Genomic DNA, 15,636 nt, shown 5'->3' on the forward strand with positions numbered 1-15,636 from the left:
AGAATACAAGTATAGAAACAACTTACTTCAGTAATTTCCATTTTTCATATACAATGTCGATAAAGCGAGACTTATCGGATCTTTACGGGCAGTTTCTCCCACTTAACTTCTTTGCTCCTCTCGAATCTTGAAGTGGGAGTCTTACTGCCCGTTAAGGCGGGATAAAAAGAGAGGTGAAATCCCATGGAATTTAAAATGAAAGAAGTTGGTTTTCATACAACGACGGAATATGGTGAATTACATGTAGCAGGTGATGAGGCATATGGTTATCGACCATACCAGCTTATGGTTGCATCAATTGCAGTATGCAGCGGAGGAGTGTTAAGAAAAATTTTAGCGAAGAAACGCATGCAAATTGAAGATATGACCATCTCTACGAATGTTGAGCGTAATGAAGCTAAAGCGAACCGAATTGAAAAAATACATATTCACTATACGATTAAAGGAAAAGAATTAAATCATAATAAAATTGAACAATCGATTAAACTAGCAAGTAAAAATTGTCCGATGGCTCAATCTGTAAAAGACAGCATTGTTATTGAAGAAACATTTGAACTAGCATAAAAAATTTGCCTACCCGTCCGACTATCAAAAGAATAATGATAATATTGCCTACAAGGTAAATACTAAAAATGTATTTCTTGTTTAAAAATTGCATAAAACAGGTAATGTAATGAATGTTATATGAATGTCATTATAGAGGATAGGTGAATGTATGGTAAATCGATTATTTTTAATTATTGCATTAATTGGTGTTCCACTTTCTGTACTAGGCAGTATTTTCCATTGGCCTTCAGTTATTATGTTTATAGTTTACTGTCTTACAATCATTGCCCTTGCAGGTTTTATGGGAAGAGCAACTGAAAGCTTGGCCATTGTAGCTGGCCCTCGTATTGGGGGATTATTAAATGCAACGTTCGGGAATGCGGTAGAGTTAATTATCTCTATTTTTGCTTTAAAGGAAGGATTAGTCGGAGTTGTTTTAGCTTCGCTAACTGGTTCAGTGCTTGGAAACCTTCTCCTTGTTGCTGGATTAAGTTTTTTTGTAGGAGGTTTAAAATTCAAGCGTCAGGAATTCAACATTTATGATGCACGTCATAATTCTGGGTTACTAATGTTTGCTATTATTGTTGCGTTTGTTATACCTGAAGTTTTTTCGATGGGAATGCCTGAAACAAAAACCCTTTCACTTAGTATCGGAATTTCCGTCATTTTAATTGTCTTATACTTGGCAGCCCTCCTTTTCAAGCTTGTTACCCATCGTGGTGTATATCAACATAAAACAGATGTAGTAGAAGAACATGAGGAGCCCGAATGGTCGAAGAAGAAGGCTTTAATTATTTTATTACTTGCAACGATCGCTGTAGCATATGTATCAGAAAATCTTGTTCATACGTTTGAAGCAGTTGGCGAACAGTTCGGATGGTCAGAGCTATTCATTGGGGTAATTATCGTTGCGATTGTAGGGAATGCTGCTGAACATGCTTCAGCAATCATTATGGCTTATAAAAATAAAATGAATATCGCTGTAGAAATCGCTGTCGGATCGACATTGCAAATTGCGATGTTTGTAGCACCTTTATTAGTTCTAATATCATTATTATTTAATGATAAAATGCCGCTGGTCTTTACCTTACCAGAGCTTATCTCAATGGTTACCGCTGTACTATTAACCATTTCGATCACAAATGATGGAGATACAAACTGGTTTGAAGGGGCTACATTATTAGCTGCATATGTGATTATGGGCATTGGCTTTTACTTACTTTAGATTAAATAAGTACGCAGCTTATCGTGTAATATGAGGAAAAAAAGAGACTCTGTGCAGCAGGCACAGAGTCTTAGATTTTGTGTAGGACGAAACAATGACCAGAGGTATTGGTAACGCTTCCAAAAGAAACGATTTTATAACCTAGTGACACTCTTTATGTTTCCTATTGTACCTCAAACTCTAAAGAATGTAAATAATCTGTTTATTTATTTCACAACATGTCTTATATTTCGGTTTTCTGCATATTGTATAGTATTTGCTAGAAAGGAAATGAAAGATGAAAATTAGGATTCTTTTTTATGTAATCGGTCTATTTTTAATAGGGTTTGGCGTTACATTAACCATTAAAGCGGATTTAGGAGCAGGAGCATGGGATGCATTAAATGTAGGTCTTTCAAATGCATTTGGTTTAACTGTAGGAAGTTGGGTTATTATTATTGGAATCATTTTGATGTTTTTAAATGCGTTTATTGTAAAGGGTAGACCTAAATTTTTTTCTTTAATCACTATCTTGTTCATAGGCTTTTCCGTTGATTTTTGGCTTATGTTTCTCTTGAAAAATGTTGAATTTGATTTGTTCTTACATCAAGTTCTCTCATTGATCGGAGGGATATTAACCCTTGCTGTCGGTGTTGCCATGTACTTGCAAACCCATTTTGCTGTGAATCCTATTGACCAGCTAATGATTTCTTTAAATGAGCGTTTTCGATTAAGCTACATGACTGCTAAAACAATAGGTGAGCTAAGTGCATTAATTTTAGCCTTTGCCCTTCAAGGACCAATTGGAATAGGAACGCTTATTATTACGTTTTTTATTGGTCCGATTATTGAATTAATCAATAAACCAATGACAAAACGGTACGAAATTTTAATCAAAAGATAAGATAAAATGCTTTCACCAAAACCTAGGTGAAAGTTTTTTTAGTATGTTCGCAAAGATGGAAATTCTAATAGTATAATCAAATTCACACTTGAAAACAATAATGGTACGGATTATGAAAGGAGTAGGAATAATGAAAAAAAGTTTGCTCGTTTCACTAGTATTTTTGTTATCATTTAGTTTTTCAAGCGCTGTATTAGCAGAAGGAAAACAAAAGCCTAAAATCCCTAGTTCTGTGATGGAAATATCTAAGGAAAACACTTACCCTAATCCAACGCAAGATTTGCCGTACTTACAACCAAGTGAACTAACTCGAAGCTTAATTGATACTTCTGATGTACCAATCGAAAATCCAGATTTAATCCGGATTTTAAATGAGTCGACAATATCAGATGCACCATTGGCATTGGGTTATCGTGCAACGGTTTTTTTAGGAGAATGGGCTCTGAATTACGAATCGACTGAAACAGCTACAAATTGGGAATATCAAAAAATTAATACAAACTTTCAAGATAATAGAGGTGGAAAATTGCCTGTCCAGGTGCACTATAAGCAAGAAGGGCAGAAAATTGTTAAAGGTGGATTAACTGCAAAAGTACCTGAAGCAGAGCATGTAAAAAAAATGATGCTTCTCAAGGCAATGAAGAAAACAAACCTGCCGCTCTCCTTTGAGACAATTATTGGAGCGGGAACAAAAAAGGATCAAGTTTATAATATTCCACCGAAAAAACTTGGTTATTTATACGCTTATGCGCCAGCAGTAAATGAAAAAGGAAAAGTAACATATGGGGAAGTGTACTTAGTATTAAAAGGAAATAAAAAGAGTATTGTCGTGAAAAATATCACATCACAAGGAATAGGTGCATGGATCCCATTACAAGACCACGCATCATTTGGCTTTGTTACCTCAGATCGGCCAAGATAAGATAGATTAGATCAATGCGCGAGGCGTGTTGATCTTTTTTGGTTTGATTACAAAATGCTATGCAATGGTGATTTTTGAAAGTTTTGGAAGGAATTCTATGTAAGCTGAAAATTAACGATGGTCTTACTAAAAAAGAACTGAATCTTAAGTACGATTCAGTTCTTGTCTACATTACACCTTATAGATTCGATTCTTTAACTGTAAAATCTATATCCTTATAGTAGCTATTCTTCACAAGAATATTAGGTCCAAGACATTTTACTGCTGGACAGTGGCAATTAAGAGTTTCTGCTAATGACGAGGCCATCCACTTATCATAAGCTGATTGAAGTGTATTCTGTTGAATGTTTCCTAAAGCAGGTGCATCCCCAAAGTCTGTAACAATAATGCTGCCATCAAAAATATTAACATTTAGACGTGAACGTCCATCAGGATCATTCCGAACGGTAACATTTTTACTTTGACGAAGGCGTTCAATAAGTTTCAAATCTTCCTTGATATCACTACATGCATAAAATGGCAATGTACCAAAAAGCATCCACACATTTTCATCACGAATATCTAATAAATGATGGATGGCCTTACGTATTTCTGATAATGAAAGAGTTTCAAGACTGCTCGCAAAATCACTCGGGTACATAGGATGAACCTCGTGGCGCTGACAAAGCATTTCTTCCACAATTTGCTTATGAATTTTTTCAATATAAGGGAGAGTCCGTTTATTTAACATCGTTTCAGCTGAAACAACGACACCAGCTTTAACAAGTGCGCGGCTATTATCGATCATCCTTTCAAATAAAGCGGCTCTTTGCTGATAAGTTGGCTTTCTATCCATCATTGCAAATCCCACTTCGACAAACTCATCAATCGTTCCCCAGTTATGAGAAATATGCAACACATCTAAATAAGGAATGATTTTTTCATAGCGTTTCAAATCAAGTGTTAAGTTCGAATTAATTTGTGTACGCACACCACGTTCATGGGCATACTTTAAAAGAGGAACAACATACTGTTCAACTGATTTTAACGAAAGCATTGGTTCACCACCCGTAATACTAAGGGAGCGGAGTGTCGATACTTCGTCTAATCTTTTTAAAAGAAGCTCAATTGGTAGAGCATTCGGGTCCTTTGGCTGTAATGTGTAACCAACGGCACAGTGTTCACATCGCATATTGCATAAGGTTGTTGTTGTAAATTCAATATTCGTCAACGACATTTTTCCATATTGCTCAACATCAAGGTAAGCTTCCCATGGATCATATGAAGTTGTTATTGGTGTTAAAGATTTTATTGCATTCATGAGGATACTCCTTTATTTAACAGTTAACAAAGTGTTTGGTCCAGCATCTAGCGAAAGCCTGGAGTCTTACACGACGCTTCCGTTTCCAGATTGCATAACTCTCATTTTATCACGAAGAATTAAGGGTTTCATCATTTGAAGATTATTTATAAAGGTTGTCAAAAAATATTGATTAAGCTACGATAAGTTTAGCTGAAAGGAGAGATAAGATGGGTAACGCAGTACAAGATAAAGATTCACAACTATCTTATTTAAAAAACCGCTTAAATATGTTTTTAGAAGTACTTGATTCGATGGATCCAGAATCTACAGATGTAGATGATATAGATCGTTTATTACAAATGCTCGATGAGCTTGAATTTAAGCATGATCAATTTAAAAAAGACTGGGATAAATAAAAAGGAGAGCTGGACACGAAAAATGTGTCAGCTCTTCTTTTTGAAGAAGAATGTCGAATTTAATCGAAAGCAAGAATTAATAAAGAAGTTACAAAATAAATAGTCAAAGTTGCAAGATTCCTCTCTTACGTTGCAAAATAAGTACTCCATGTTGCAAAATCCTCCTTAAAAGTTGCAAAAACAATCCAGTCTTTTATGTATCTAGCATATATTTCTATTCTGAAAGCGCTTTGAATATGCCTTTTCAAGGAATATCAGAAGGAGTATAATAATAATTGTGGGAAAGAGACCGAAAGTTAAAATAATTAGATAAAATGGTATAGTCTAGCATATCTATTCTTATTGCGAGCTTAACTATACTAAAGGGGAGAATCGAGATGGAGAATTTTTATGAAAGCATGTATCAACTAATAGTAGAAACTTCAACTAATTTACCAAAAGACGTAAGAAGAGCAATTGCTGCTGCCAAGTTGAAAGAAAGTGCCGGAACACGTTCAGCAATGTCGCTTGCAACCATTACAAACAATATTAAAATGGCTGATGAAAATATTTCACCAATTTGCCAAGATACAGGCTTACCAACATTTAAATTAAAAGTGCCTGTAGGGGCAAATCAAATAGAAATGAAAAAAGAAATAAAGCGTGCAATTGAACAAGCTACAAAGGATGGGAAATTACGTCCTAACTCTGTTGACTCAATTTCTGGAGCGAACAGTGGGGACAACCTTGGTGATGGAACACCTGTCATTAAATTTGAACAATGGGAAAAGGATTATATTGACGCTCGTTTGATTTTAAAAGGCGGCGGATGTGAAAATAAAAATATTCAGTACAGCTTACCATGTGAACTTGACGGCTTAGGAAAAGCAGGACGTGACCTTGATGGTATTCGCAAATGTATCATGCATTCAGTCTACCAAGCACAGGGTCAAGGCTGTAGTGCGGGCTTTATCGGAGTAGGAATTGGCGGAGATCGTACAAGCGGTTATGAGCTTGCGAAGGAACAACTTTTTAGAAGAGTAGATGATGTGAATGAGCGTGAAGATCTACGTCAGCTGGAAGACTATGTACTTACACATGCAAATGAACTTGGAATTGGCACAATGGGCTTCGGCGGGGAAACAACTCTTTTAGGTTGTAAAGTTGGAGTAATCAACCGTATTCCAGCAAGCTTTTTCGTATCTGTTGCGTACAATTGCTGGGCATATCGCCGTCTAGGTGTATACATTGATCCAGTTAATGGTTCAATCAATGAATGGTTATACCAAGATGGAGAAGAAGTTGAATTTGCTCAAGATGAGGTAGCAGCAACACAAGAACAAAGTGAGGCACCAAGAGAAGTTGTCCTTGAAGCCCCAATTACAGAAGAAAAAATTAGAGAACTAAAAGTCGGCGATGTTGTCCGTATTAATGGAATGATGTACACAGGTCGTGACGCAATCCATAAATATCTTTCAGACAATGATTCACCAGTTGATTTAAATGGACAAATTATTTATCACTGTGGACCGGTTATGATGAAGGATGAAGACGGCAACTACCATGTTAAAGCTGCTGGACCGACAACTAGTATTCGTGAGGAACCATACCAAGGTGACATTATGAAACGTTTTGGTATTCGTGCGGTTATTGGAAAAGGCGGAATGGGACCAAAAACACTTCAAGCATTAGGGGAGCATGGCGGAGTATATTTAAATGCAATTGGTGGAGCTGCTCAATATTATGCTGATTGTATTAAATCTGTAGAAGGTGTAGACCTTATGCAATTTGGTATCCCAGAGGCAATGTGGCACTTAAAAGTAGAAGGCTTTACTGCAGTTGTTACAATGGACTCTCATGGAAATAGCTTACATGCTGATGTTGATAAATCCTCTTTAGAAAAGCTTGCCCAATTTAAAGAGCCAGTATTTAATTAAACTTTTTTAGAGAATGAAAAAGTAAAAGATGAAAAAACTCAAAAGGGAGTTCAATTTGCAAATGAATTGAACTCCCTTTCATTATTGGGTAGAAAACTAAGAAATAGGCTTGGTTTTCATTAGTATGACAATGTTACATCAGCCATGACAGGGTAATGATCACTTGGGAATTGCCCATTTTTATAATCATTCAAGATCTCAATTTTATGTGTAAATACGTTTCCTTTTCCAAGGACCCAGTCAATTCGTCTCTCAGGTCCGCCGCCAGTCGGATCGTGGAATCCGTTAAATGTTCCAAGATCTTCATTGATTCTAACTTTTGCAGTATCCCATAAATCATTAAATGCTCCTTCACTTGTTAGGGTTTGATGTGGGACACTATCAGGACTTGTATTAAAATCCCCTGTTAAAACAACAGGAAGTGCTGGATCAAATTCTTTTATTTTCTCAAGAATTAATTGTGCACTCTTCTCTCTAGCATTTGCAGATTGATGATCGAAATGAGTATTCACAACATAAAAGCTTTGCTTGCTTTTTTTATCAAGGAATTTAGCCCAAGTTACCATGCGAGGGATTGTGTTTCCCCACGTTTTAGATCCAATCACATCTGGTGTATCTGATAGCCAGAAATGGTCATATTCTAAAGGAGAATATTGATTTTCGTTATAGAAAATAGCTGAGTATTCGCCTTTGCTTCCTCCCTCTCGGCCTAAGCCAATCCATTCGTAATTATCTAAATTCGTTTCAAGATCTTTCAATTGTTGATATAAAACTTCCTGAGTTCCAATAATATCAGGTTGCTCATTAAGAATGAGTTTTTTTATGGCCGGCACTCTTTCTGCCCAGGTATGTGGTGAAGGATCATTATTGTTTAAATACCTTAAATTATAAGTCATGATCTTTAAATCTACTGCAGATGCTTGTCTTGATTTTTCTGATGCTAATGCATTGGATGTTCCTGTAAAGATGCTGCTCACCAACATTGTTACAATGGCCAATAATAAAAAAGGATTTACTGCTTTTTTCAATGTATTTCCCTCCTTGTTATGTAGTACAAAAAAAGCATACCTTTTATCTGTAAACTCTTTATTAAAGCCATATTTATTATTCGTGAATATTCTTTTTAAGAGGATAGAAATTTGTAACATCAGGGATAGAACCGTCGAAATTAAGAATATTGTCTGAAGAACTTTAGGAATTGGTAAATTTTTCTGCGAAATATTACCTATAGAAATTTACATTGTTTTTTATTATGTAATAAATTTTTACTGTTATGTAATATTTTTCTATGAGATCAAAATAATATGGTATTTTCGTATTAATCAGCCTCAGTTACTTTAAGGAAAATGACATATAATGAAGTATTAATAGATAGTCTTTTTTAACTAATTTTAGCTTTTATACGATGTATGGTGAAGAGGTAGCCTTCAGTTACCTTAAAGACTGCCTCTAACAGTGGAAGGGAATATCAGTGGTTAATATTGATTAAATAATGTTATAATCCGCCACACCCAGGTGAATTTGTATTATCTAAGTCCTGCACATTCTGTTTTTCCAGGTTCTTTTTTTCTACAGATTCTAACCCATAACCAGTTGAACTTATTTCCAGCACTTCGTCATTGCTTTTTACATGTGAGTTTGCGACATCAAATGAATCTTTTTCCATTAACAATTGCCTCCTTTTTTTACTATTTTTCCTCTACATTCCTTTAAATATGTACGTAACTCACTTACGAAAAATAGAGGCAAATGGAAGTTTTTTTCAGTATGGAAATTCTCTCTAAAAAAAACAATAGTAATAATGAAGATTAATGAGGAGAGAAGATAATGAAAAAATGCGCCATAGCTATAAGTGTACTTTGTTTATTTTTCCTATCTATTCATACTGTTCATGCGCAATCAAATAAACCAATTCATTGGGGTTTTAAAAGAAGTCAAAATCATGAACCACCGTCTGCTGGAGCTGAATTAGATGAACTTATCGGAAAATATAGGTCGTTTTATTTAGGAGATCCTTCAAAAAAAGAAATCTACTTAACATTTGATAATGGCTATGAAAATGGCTATACTCCAAAAGTTCTGGATGTACTGAAAAAACATAAGGTTCCAGCTACATTTTTTGTTACAGGCCATTATTTAGAAAAAGAACCTGATCTCGTTAAACGCATGGTCAAGGAAGGGCATATTGTAGGAAACCATTCTTGGTACCATCCAGATTTAACAACGCAAAGTGACGAAAAGCTAAAAGAAGAATTGGAGTCCGTACGTTTGAAGGTGGAAGAACTAACTGGTCAAAAAGGAATGAGTTATCTCAGGCCTCCAAGAGGAATTTTTAGTGAGCGTGTTTTAGCAAAATCAAAAGAGCTCGGCTATACAACCGTATTTTGGTCTCTGGCGTTTATTGATTGGAAAGTTGATGCACAAAGGGGCTGGAAGTATTCCTACGATAATATTATGAGACAAATTCATCCAGGGTCTATTCTTCTTCTGCATACTGTCTCAAAAGATAACGCAGAAGCACTTGATCAAGCGATAACAGATCTAGAAAAGCAAGGCTATATATTTAGAAGCTTAGACGATTTAATGATAAATAAAATGATCGACAATCCTGCTCTCATTTCCCTTTGATCTTTTTCAAAGGGTTTTTAAAATTGCTCTTAAAACTAGCGTTATGTAAAATGCTATAATAGGCAATAAAAGAAGTAAAGGACGCTGAAGGGAATGTGGAAGGAAATTATCGCAACGGCAGGCCCATATCATTTTGATCGAGTGTTAGATCGTTTATCTATAGATCCTGTGAATTTTCTTCATCTGGAAGAAAAATTTGTAAAAGTCCCATTAGTTATCGAAGAAATGCCCTATGTTATTAGAGTGAAAGCTGTCGGTTCAACTGCAGATCCTCTCTTTGAAGTGAGTGGAAATGATGAAAAAGTAAAAGAACAAGCAATAAAGGAAGTAAAAAGAATCTTCCAATTTGATTTTCCCTTACAAACACTTAGCTTACATTTTGAAAAGACAAATATAGCAGAAATCTTCCAACAACATGCCGGAACTCCACTTGTGTTAGAATTTGATCTTTATCGATGTTTGATAAAATGCATTATTCATCAGCAGCTAAACCTTGCATTTGCACACACATTAACAGAGCGGTTTGTGACAAACTTTGGTTATCAAGTTGAAGATGTGTGGTTTTACCCTAAACCTGAAACAGTGGCCGCTCTTAAGTATGATGACTTAAGAGCATTGCAATTCAGTGGGAGAAAAGCAGAGTATGTTATCGATACATCACGTTTAATTGCTGAAGGTACGTTGAATTTAGCAGAATTGAAGATGATGTCTGATGAGGAAATCATGAAAAAACTAATAAAAGTACGCGGAATTGGTCCATGGACAGTTCAAAATCTCTTATTAGCAGGACTTGGCCGCCCTAATCTATTTCCAAAAGCCGATATTGGTGTACAAAAAGCCATTCAAAAGCATTTCAAACTTGAGAAAAAACCTACAAGTGAGGAAATGGATGAATATAGCCTGCAATGGGCGCCATATTTAAGCTACGCAACATTGTATTTTTGGCGAAGCATTGAGTAGAAACGGAGCGTTTAAAAGATGAGGGAAAAAAGTAATAATCATTCAATAAAAATATCACAAGGGCAAACCTTTCCATTAACAATTAAACGGCTAGGCATTAATGGAGAAGGTGTAGGCCATTATAAAAGGCAGGTTGTATTTGTTCCTGGGGCTCTGCCTGGTGAAGAAATTGTCGTTGAGGCAACTAAGATTCATCCAAAATACGCAGAGGGAAAGGTAAAAAAGATTCGCAAGCAATCACCTTTTCGTGTTAAACCGCCTTGTCCTATTTATGAGGAATGCGGTGGCTGTCAGCTTCAGCATTTAGCATATGAACAGCAATTAAAGGAAAAACGGGATATTGTCATTCAGGCAATGGAACGCCATACAAAGTTGCATGTAAACAAACTTGATATTCGCTCAACGATCGGAATGGAAGATCCGTGGAATTATCGAAATAAAAGCCAATTCCAAGTAGGTCAGCTTAAAAACGGAAAAGTCATTGCCGGTTTATATGGTCAAGATTCCCACCGTTTAGTCCCGATTCAAAACTGTATGGTTCAGCATCCATTAACGAATAAAGTGTCAGAAGAAGTCAAACAAATCCTTGAAGACTTTCAAGTCCCAATCTACGATGAACGCAAACGAAAAGGAATTGTGAGAACGATTGTAACGCGAGCAGGCTTCCGATCAGGTGAAGTCCAAGTTGTCTTAATTACCACACAAAAAGAAGTACCAAGAAAAAAACTAATTATGGCTGAAATTCAAAAGCGATTACCAGAGGTTAAATCACTAGTTCAAAATATAAATGGCAATAAAACCTCGCTTATCTTTGGTGAAAAAACGCTTCATTTAAGCGGTGAAGAAGTGATTCAAGAAACATTGGGAGACCTGAGTTTTGAACTATCAGCCCGTGCGTTCTTTCAACTAAATCCAGTCCAAACCGTGAAGTTGTACGATGAAGTGAAAAAAGCAGCAGGTCTTACAGGTCAAGAAAAGATTGCAGATGCATATTGTGGTGTAGGAACAATTGGCATGTGGCTGGCAAGCGGTGCTAGTGAAGTCCGCGGTATGGACACCATTGAAGCAGCTATTATTGATGCCCAGGAAAATGCAAAGAGGCACGGCATCGATAATGCAACCTATGTAACAGGAACAGCTGAGCACTGGCTTCCGAAGTGGGTTGAAGAAGGCTGGAAACCGGATGTGGTCGTGGTAGATCCTCCGCGAACTGGCTGTGATCAAAAGTTTCTTGATGCGATTAAAAAAGTAAAACCGAAGAAGTTTGTATATGTATCTTGTAATCCTTCAACATTAGCCAAGGATATTGAATATTTAGCAAAGGATTACAAGGTTGAGTATATTCAGCCGGTGGATATGTTCCCGCATACGGCGCATGTGGAGTGTGTTGCTCAATTAACGTTGATATAACAACATTTTTAAGGCAATGGATATGTGAATGACCACATTTTGACCACATATTATCCATTGCCTTTTAAAATTGCTTCTCCGAATTTTCGTGCCGTTTCTTGTTGCATAGGTTATTTAAGTATAAATTACACTAAATACATATTAGGCAAAGCAATAAAAATATAATTTTATCATGTCAAATCCCCATTTATAAATTTTTTAATAAAAACACTTTACATACCTTAGGGGGGTATAGTATTATTTGGTTAAGGAGGTGAGGCAATGTCGATAACTTCAGAAAGTCATGATAATATTGTTGAAATCGATCAATGCTGCTCATCAGACGGTGGGAGAAAAAGCCATCACTCAGATAAAGTGAAAAATAATTTAGTAACAAGATTAAATCGAATTGAAGGACAAATTCGAGGAATAAAAGGATTAATTGAAAAAGATACGTACTGTGATGATGTTATTACTCAAATAGCTGCTACTCAATCTGCTCTAAATAGTGTCGCCCGAATTTTACTTGAAGGTCATATGAAGACATGTGTTCTAGAGAAAATTCAAGAAGGAGATACAGAGATTCTTGATGAGGTAATGGTAACCATTCAAAAATTAATTAAAAAATAAAGGAGACGATCTTAAATGGAAATTGTAACTTTGAACGTAAAAGGAATGTCATGCGGCCATTGTATTAACTCAATTGAAGGAAGTGTTGGGGAACTAAACGGAGTTACCAATGTTAAAGTAAACTTGGATTCAGGAACAGTTAAAGTGGAATTTAACCCAAATGAAGTAACTCTTGATAAGATCAAAGAAACAATTGACGATCAAGGTTATGATGTTCAATAAATTGTAATAAAGAGCGTGCACTAAAAAGCACGATTTCTTTATAAACCCAAAATACTATACCTGGGTATAGTAAAATTATCGTTAAGAAGAAAAAAAACGTGTTGTCCCTTCGGCACGTTTTATTCCCATCGAAATATACCCCACTATAGTATGTGGTTAAAGGAGTATAAGGTATGAGTGATAAAAAAGAAACAACACTTCAAATAGCTGGTATGACATGTGCTGCTTGTGCAGTGAGAATAGAAAAAGGACTCAAAAAAATCGACGGTGTAGAAGATGCCAGTGTAAATTTCGCATTAGAAAAATCAAAAGTAACATTTGATCCGTCTAAAGCAAATGTAAATCAATTAAAAGAAAAAGTGCAAGCTTTAGGATATAAAGTAGTAAGTGAAAAAGCTGAGTTTGATATAAGTGGCATGACGTGTGCAGCGTGTGCTAATAAAATTGAAAAGCGTTTAAATAAGTTAAATGGTGTTCAAACCGCGACTGTAAATTTCGCCTTAGAATCAGCTCTAGTAGAATACAATCCCGATGAAGTGTCGATTACGGATATGAAGGAAGCCATTAAAAAATTGGGCTATCGTTTAGAGCAAAAGCAAGAAGATAAAAGTGAAAAGGTTGATCATAGACAAAAAGAAATTGAAAAGCAAAAAGGAAAATTTATTTTCTCGGCTATTTTATCCATCCCTTTACTTTGGGCGATGGTAAGTCATTTTGAATTTACTTCTTTTATTTGGCTTCCTGAGATGTTCATGAATCCTTGGGTTCAACTCGCGCTCGCAACACCGGTTCAATTTTTAGTCGGTGGTCAATTTTACGTAGGGGCTTATAAAGCATTAAGGAATAAAAGTGCAAACATGGATGTCTTGGTCGCGCTTGGAACGTCTGCAGCGTTTTTCTACAGTATCTACTTGAGCATTTTATCAATTGGCTCTGATACCCATATGGTGGAATTATATTTCGAAACAAGTGCAGTATTAATTACTCTTATTATTTTAGGAAAACTGTTTGAGGCAAAAGCAAAGGGACGTTCATCTGAAGCCATTAAGAAACTTATGGGCCTGCAGGCAAAAACGGCCACAGTTTTAAGAGATGGGCAAGAATTAAACGTGCCTATCGTAGAAGTAATTGCTGGTGATGTTGTCTATGTGAAGCCTGGTGAAAAGGTGCCTGTAGATGGAGAGATTGTTGAAGGAAGATCTGCCCTTGATGAATCAATGATTACAGGTGAAAGTATTCCTGTTGATAAAACAGCGGGAGATACAGTTATAGGATCAACTATTAACAAGAACGGGTTTTTAAAAGTAAAAGCAACAAAGGTAGGAAAGGAAACTGCCTTAGCGCAAATCATCAAAGTAGTTGAGGAAGCTCAAGGATCAAAGGCACCAATCCAACGTTTAGCTGATGTGATTTCAGGAATTTTTGTCCCAATTGTCGTTGGGATTGCCATTGTAACATTTCTAATTTGGTATTTTGTTGTAAGTCCCGGAGAGTTTGCAGTAGCTCTTGAAAAGTTAATTGCTGTATTAGTTATTGCTTGTCCATGTGCTTTAGGCTTAGCTACTCCTACGTCCATTATGGCAGGATCAGGACGCGCTGCTGAATTTGGAATTTTGTTCAAAGGCGGAGAACATCTTGAAACAACTTATCGATTGGATACCGTGATCCTTGATAAAACGGGGACTGTAACAAATGGAAAACCAACACTCACAGATGTGATTCTTGCAAATGGATTTGAAGAAAAGGAATTTTTAAAGTTAGTCGGTACAGCAGAACGAAATTCTGAACATCCGTTAGCGGAGGCAATTGTTGAAGGCATTAAAGAAAAGGGGATTGACCTAGGAAGTTCTGAACATTTCGAAGCCATTCCTGGCTTTGGAATCGAATCTAAAGTTGAAAGCAAATCCGTGCTTATCGGTACACGCCGACTTATGGCGAAAAATAATATTGATGTTACGAACATGTTACCTAAGATGGAAACCTTAGAAAAGCAAGGTAAGACCGCAATGCTAGTCGCAATTGATAATCAATTAGCTGGAGTGATAGCTGTCGCAGATACAATTAAAGAAACCTCTAAAAAAGCGATTGATAGGCTGAAGAATATGGGCCTTGAGGTTGTGATGATAACAGGAGATAACAAGCAGACAGCTCAAGCGATTGCAAATGAAGTCGGAATTGACCATGTTATAGCTGAAGTTCTGCCAGAAGGAAAGGCAGAGGAAGTGAAAAAGCTCCAAAAAGCTGGAAAGAAAGTGGCGATGGTCGGAGACGGTATTAACGATGCGCCAGCGTTAGCTACTGCAGATATTGGCATGGCAATTGGCACTGGTACTGATGTAGCAATGGAGGCTGCTGATATCACCTTAATCAGAGGCGAGTTAACTAGCATTGCCGATGCTATCTTTATGAGTAAAATGACAATTCGAAATATAAAGCAAAATCTATTTTGGGCCCTTGCTTATAATGCTTTAGGCGTTCCAATTGCAGCACTAGGCTTTCTAGCACCATGGCTTGCAGGAGTAGCAATGGCATTTAGTTCAGTTTCAGTTGTATTAAATGCACTCAGATTACAACGGATTAAATTAAAGGGATAATCGATCAAAAAACAGAGGAGTGT

The 15,636-nt window shown here is 36.4% G+C and carries 15 protein-coding genes; 12 read left to right on the forward strand and 3 right to left on the reverse strand.

The annotated features are described in order from the left end of the window. Positions 1 to 183: 183 nt before the first annotated feature. From GMB29_RS02365 to GMB29_RS02380, 4 genes are all read left to right on the forward strand, one after another. Complete coding sequence (locus GMB29_RS02365) at positions 184 to 564, forward strand: OsmC family protein (RefSeq protein WP_136355905.1); 381 nt, start codon at positions 184 to 186, stop codon at positions 562 to 564. Between the two features lie 151 nt (positions 565 to 715). Then, positions 716 to 1,771, forward strand: coding sequence for a calcium/proton exchanger (gene cax / locus GMB29_RS02370; protein WP_136355907.1), 1,056 nt, complete (start codon positions 716 to 718; stop codon positions 1,769 to 1,771). Positions 1,772 to 2,048: 277 nt separating this feature from the next. Then, a complete protein-coding gene (locus GMB29_RS02375) occupies positions 2,049 to 2,654 on the forward strand; it encodes a YczE/YyaS/YitT family protein (RefSeq protein ID WP_136355909.1) in 606 nt (201 codons plus the stop codon). Positions 2,655 to 2,784: 130 nt separating this feature from the next. Continuing rightward, the gene (locus GMB29_RS02380; RefSeq protein WP_136355911.1) at positions 2,785 to 3,576 is read left to right on the forward strand and encodes a YfkD famly protein; all 792 of its coding nucleotides are present in this window, start codon (positions 2,785 to 2,787) and stop codon (positions 3,574 to 3,576) included. 178 nt (positions 3,577 to 3,754) lie between these two features. On the opposite strand, the gene yfkAB is transcribed toward GMB29_RS02380, so the two are convergent. Further along, on the reverse strand, positions 3,755 to 4,876 hold the full coding sequence (gene yfkAB / locus GMB29_RS02385; protein ID WP_136355913.1) for a radical SAM/CxCxxxxC motif protein YfkAB: 1,122 nt from the start codon (positions 4,874 to 4,876) through the stop codon (positions 3,755 to 3,757). 209 nt (positions 4,877 to 5,085) lie between these two features. On the opposite strand from yfkAB, the gene GMB29_RS02390 reads away from it, so the two are divergent. Together GMB29_RS02390 and GMB29_RS02395 are read left to right on the forward strand one after the other, a co-directional pair. After that, positions 5,086 to 5,274 (forward strand): SE1561 family protein, encoded by a 189-nt coding sequence (locus tag GMB29_RS02390; RefSeq protein ID WP_136355915.1) that lies wholly within the window; start codon positions 5,086 to 5,088, stop codon positions 5,272 to 5,274. Positions 5,275 to 5,651: 377 nt separating this feature from the next. Beyond that, on the forward strand, positions 5,652 to 7,190 hold the full coding sequence (locus GMB29_RS02395) for a fumarate hydratase (protein ID WP_168733898.1): 1,539 nt from the start codon (positions 5,652 to 5,654) through the stop codon (positions 7,188 to 7,190). Between the two features lie 119 nt (positions 7,191 to 7,309). On the opposite strand, the gene GMB29_RS02400 is transcribed toward GMB29_RS02395, so the two are convergent. Beyond that, positions 7,310 to 8,218, reverse strand: a complete 909-nt coding sequence (locus tag GMB29_RS02400) for an endonuclease/exonuclease/phosphatase family protein (protein ID WP_227551472.1) — start codon at positions 8,216 to 8,218, stop codon at positions 7,310 to 7,312. A gap of 467 nt (positions 8,219 to 8,685) precedes the next feature. Beyond that, positions 8,686 to 8,856, reverse strand: coding sequence for a hypothetical protein (locus tag GMB29_RS26860; protein WP_168733899.1), 171 nt, complete (start codon positions 8,854 to 8,856; stop codon positions 8,686 to 8,688). Between the two features lie 161 nt (positions 8,857 to 9,017). Between GMB29_RS26860 and pdaA the strand changes: the two genes are divergently transcribed. From pdaA to GMB29_RS02430, 6 genes are all read left to right on the forward strand, one after another. Next, on the forward strand, positions 9,018 to 9,818 hold the full coding sequence (gene pdaA / locus GMB29_RS02405; RefSeq protein ID WP_136355919.1) for a delta-lactam-biosynthetic de-N-acetylase: 801 nt from the start codon (positions 9,018 to 9,020) through the stop codon (positions 9,816 to 9,818). Positions 9,819 to 9,911: 93 nt separating this feature from the next. Continuing rightward, complete coding sequence (locus tag GMB29_RS02410; protein ID WP_136355921.1) at positions 9,912 to 10,778, forward strand: DNA-3-methyladenine glycosylase family protein; 867 nt, start codon at positions 9,912 to 9,914, stop codon at positions 10,776 to 10,778. An 18-nt stretch (positions 10,779 to 10,796) separates the two neighbouring features. Beyond that, positions 10,797 to 12,188, forward strand: coding sequence for a 23S rRNA (uracil(1939)-C(5))-methyltransferase RlmD (gene rlmD, locus GMB29_RS02415; RefSeq protein WP_136355923.1), 1,392 nt, complete (start codon positions 10,797 to 10,799; stop codon positions 12,186 to 12,188). 261 nt (positions 12,189 to 12,449) lie between these two features. After that, a complete protein-coding gene (locus GMB29_RS02420) occupies positions 12,450 to 12,797 on the forward strand; it encodes a metal-sensitive transcriptional regulator (protein ID WP_136355925.1) in 348 nt (115 codons plus the stop codon). 15 nt (positions 12,798 to 12,812) lie between these two features. After that, the gene (gene copZ, locus GMB29_RS02425; RefSeq protein ID WP_136355927.1) at positions 12,813 to 13,019 is read left to right on the forward strand and encodes a copper chaperone CopZ; all 207 of its coding nucleotides are present in this window, start codon (positions 12,813 to 12,815) and stop codon (positions 13,017 to 13,019) included. A 173-nt stretch (positions 13,020 to 13,192) separates the two neighbouring features. After that, positions 13,193 to 15,613 (forward strand): heavy metal translocating P-type ATPase, encoded by a 2,421-nt coding sequence (locus GMB29_RS02430; RefSeq protein WP_136355929.1) that lies wholly within the window; start codon positions 13,193 to 13,195, stop codon positions 15,611 to 15,613. Positions 15,614 to 15,636: the final 23 nt, after the last annotated feature.

Source organism: Metabacillus sediminilitoris (genome assembly GCF_009720625.1).
Taxonomy (GTDB): domain Bacteria; phylum Bacillota; class Bacilli; order Bacillales; family Bacillaceae; genus Metabacillus; species Metabacillus sediminilitoris.

Bases quoted from the DNA above. Each gene is read 5' to 3' on its own strand.
- GMB29_RS02365 (WP_136355905.1), top strand. From the start codon at position 184: ATGGAATTTAAAATGAAAGAAGTTGGTTTTCATACAACGACGGAATAT.
- cax (WP_136355907.1), top strand. From the start codon at position 716: ATGGTAAATCGATTATTTTTAATTATTGCATTAATTGGTGTTCCACTT.
- GMB29_RS02375 (WP_136355909.1), top strand. From the start codon at position 2,049: ATGAAAATTAGGATTCTTTTTTATGTAATCGGTCTATTTTTAATAGGG.
- GMB29_RS02380 (WP_136355911.1), top strand. From the start codon at position 2,785: ATGAAAAAAAGTTTGCTCGTTTCACTAGTATTTTTGTTATCATTTAGT.
- yfkAB (WP_136355913.1), bottom strand. From the start codon at position 4,876: ATGAATGCAATAAAATCTTTAACACCAATAACAACTTCATATGATCCA.
- GMB29_RS02390 (WP_136355915.1), top strand. From the start codon at position 5,086: ATGGGTAACGCAGTACAAGATAAAGATTCACAACTATCTTATTTAAAA.
- GMB29_RS02395 (WP_168733898.1), top strand. From the start codon at position 5,652: ATGGAGAATTTTTATGAAAGCATGTATCAACTAATAGTAGAAACTTCA.
- GMB29_RS26860 (WP_168733899.1), bottom strand. From the start codon at position 8,856: ATGGAAAAAGATTCATTTGATGTCGCAAACTCACATGTAAAAAGCAAT.
- pdaA (WP_136355919.1), top strand. From the start codon at position 9,018: ATGAAAAAATGCGCCATAGCTATAAGTGTACTTTGTTTATTTTTCCTA.
- GMB29_RS02410 (WP_136355921.1), top strand. From the start codon at position 9,912: ATGTGGAAGGAAATTATCGCAACGGCAGGCCCATATCATTTTGATCGA.
- rlmD (WP_136355923.1), top strand. From the start codon at position 10,797: ATGAGGGAAAAAAGTAATAATCATTCAATAAAAATATCACAAGGGCAA.
- GMB29_RS02420 (WP_136355925.1), top strand. From the start codon at position 12,450: ATGTCGATAACTTCAGAAAGTCATGATAATATTGTTGAAATCGATCAA.
- copZ (WP_136355927.1), top strand. From the start codon at position 12,813: ATGGAAATTGTAACTTTGAACGTAAAAGGAATGTCATGCGGCCATTGT.
- GMB29_RS02430 (WP_136355929.1), top strand. From the start codon at position 13,193: ATGAGTGATAAAAAAGAAACAACACTTCAAATAGCTGGTATGACATGT.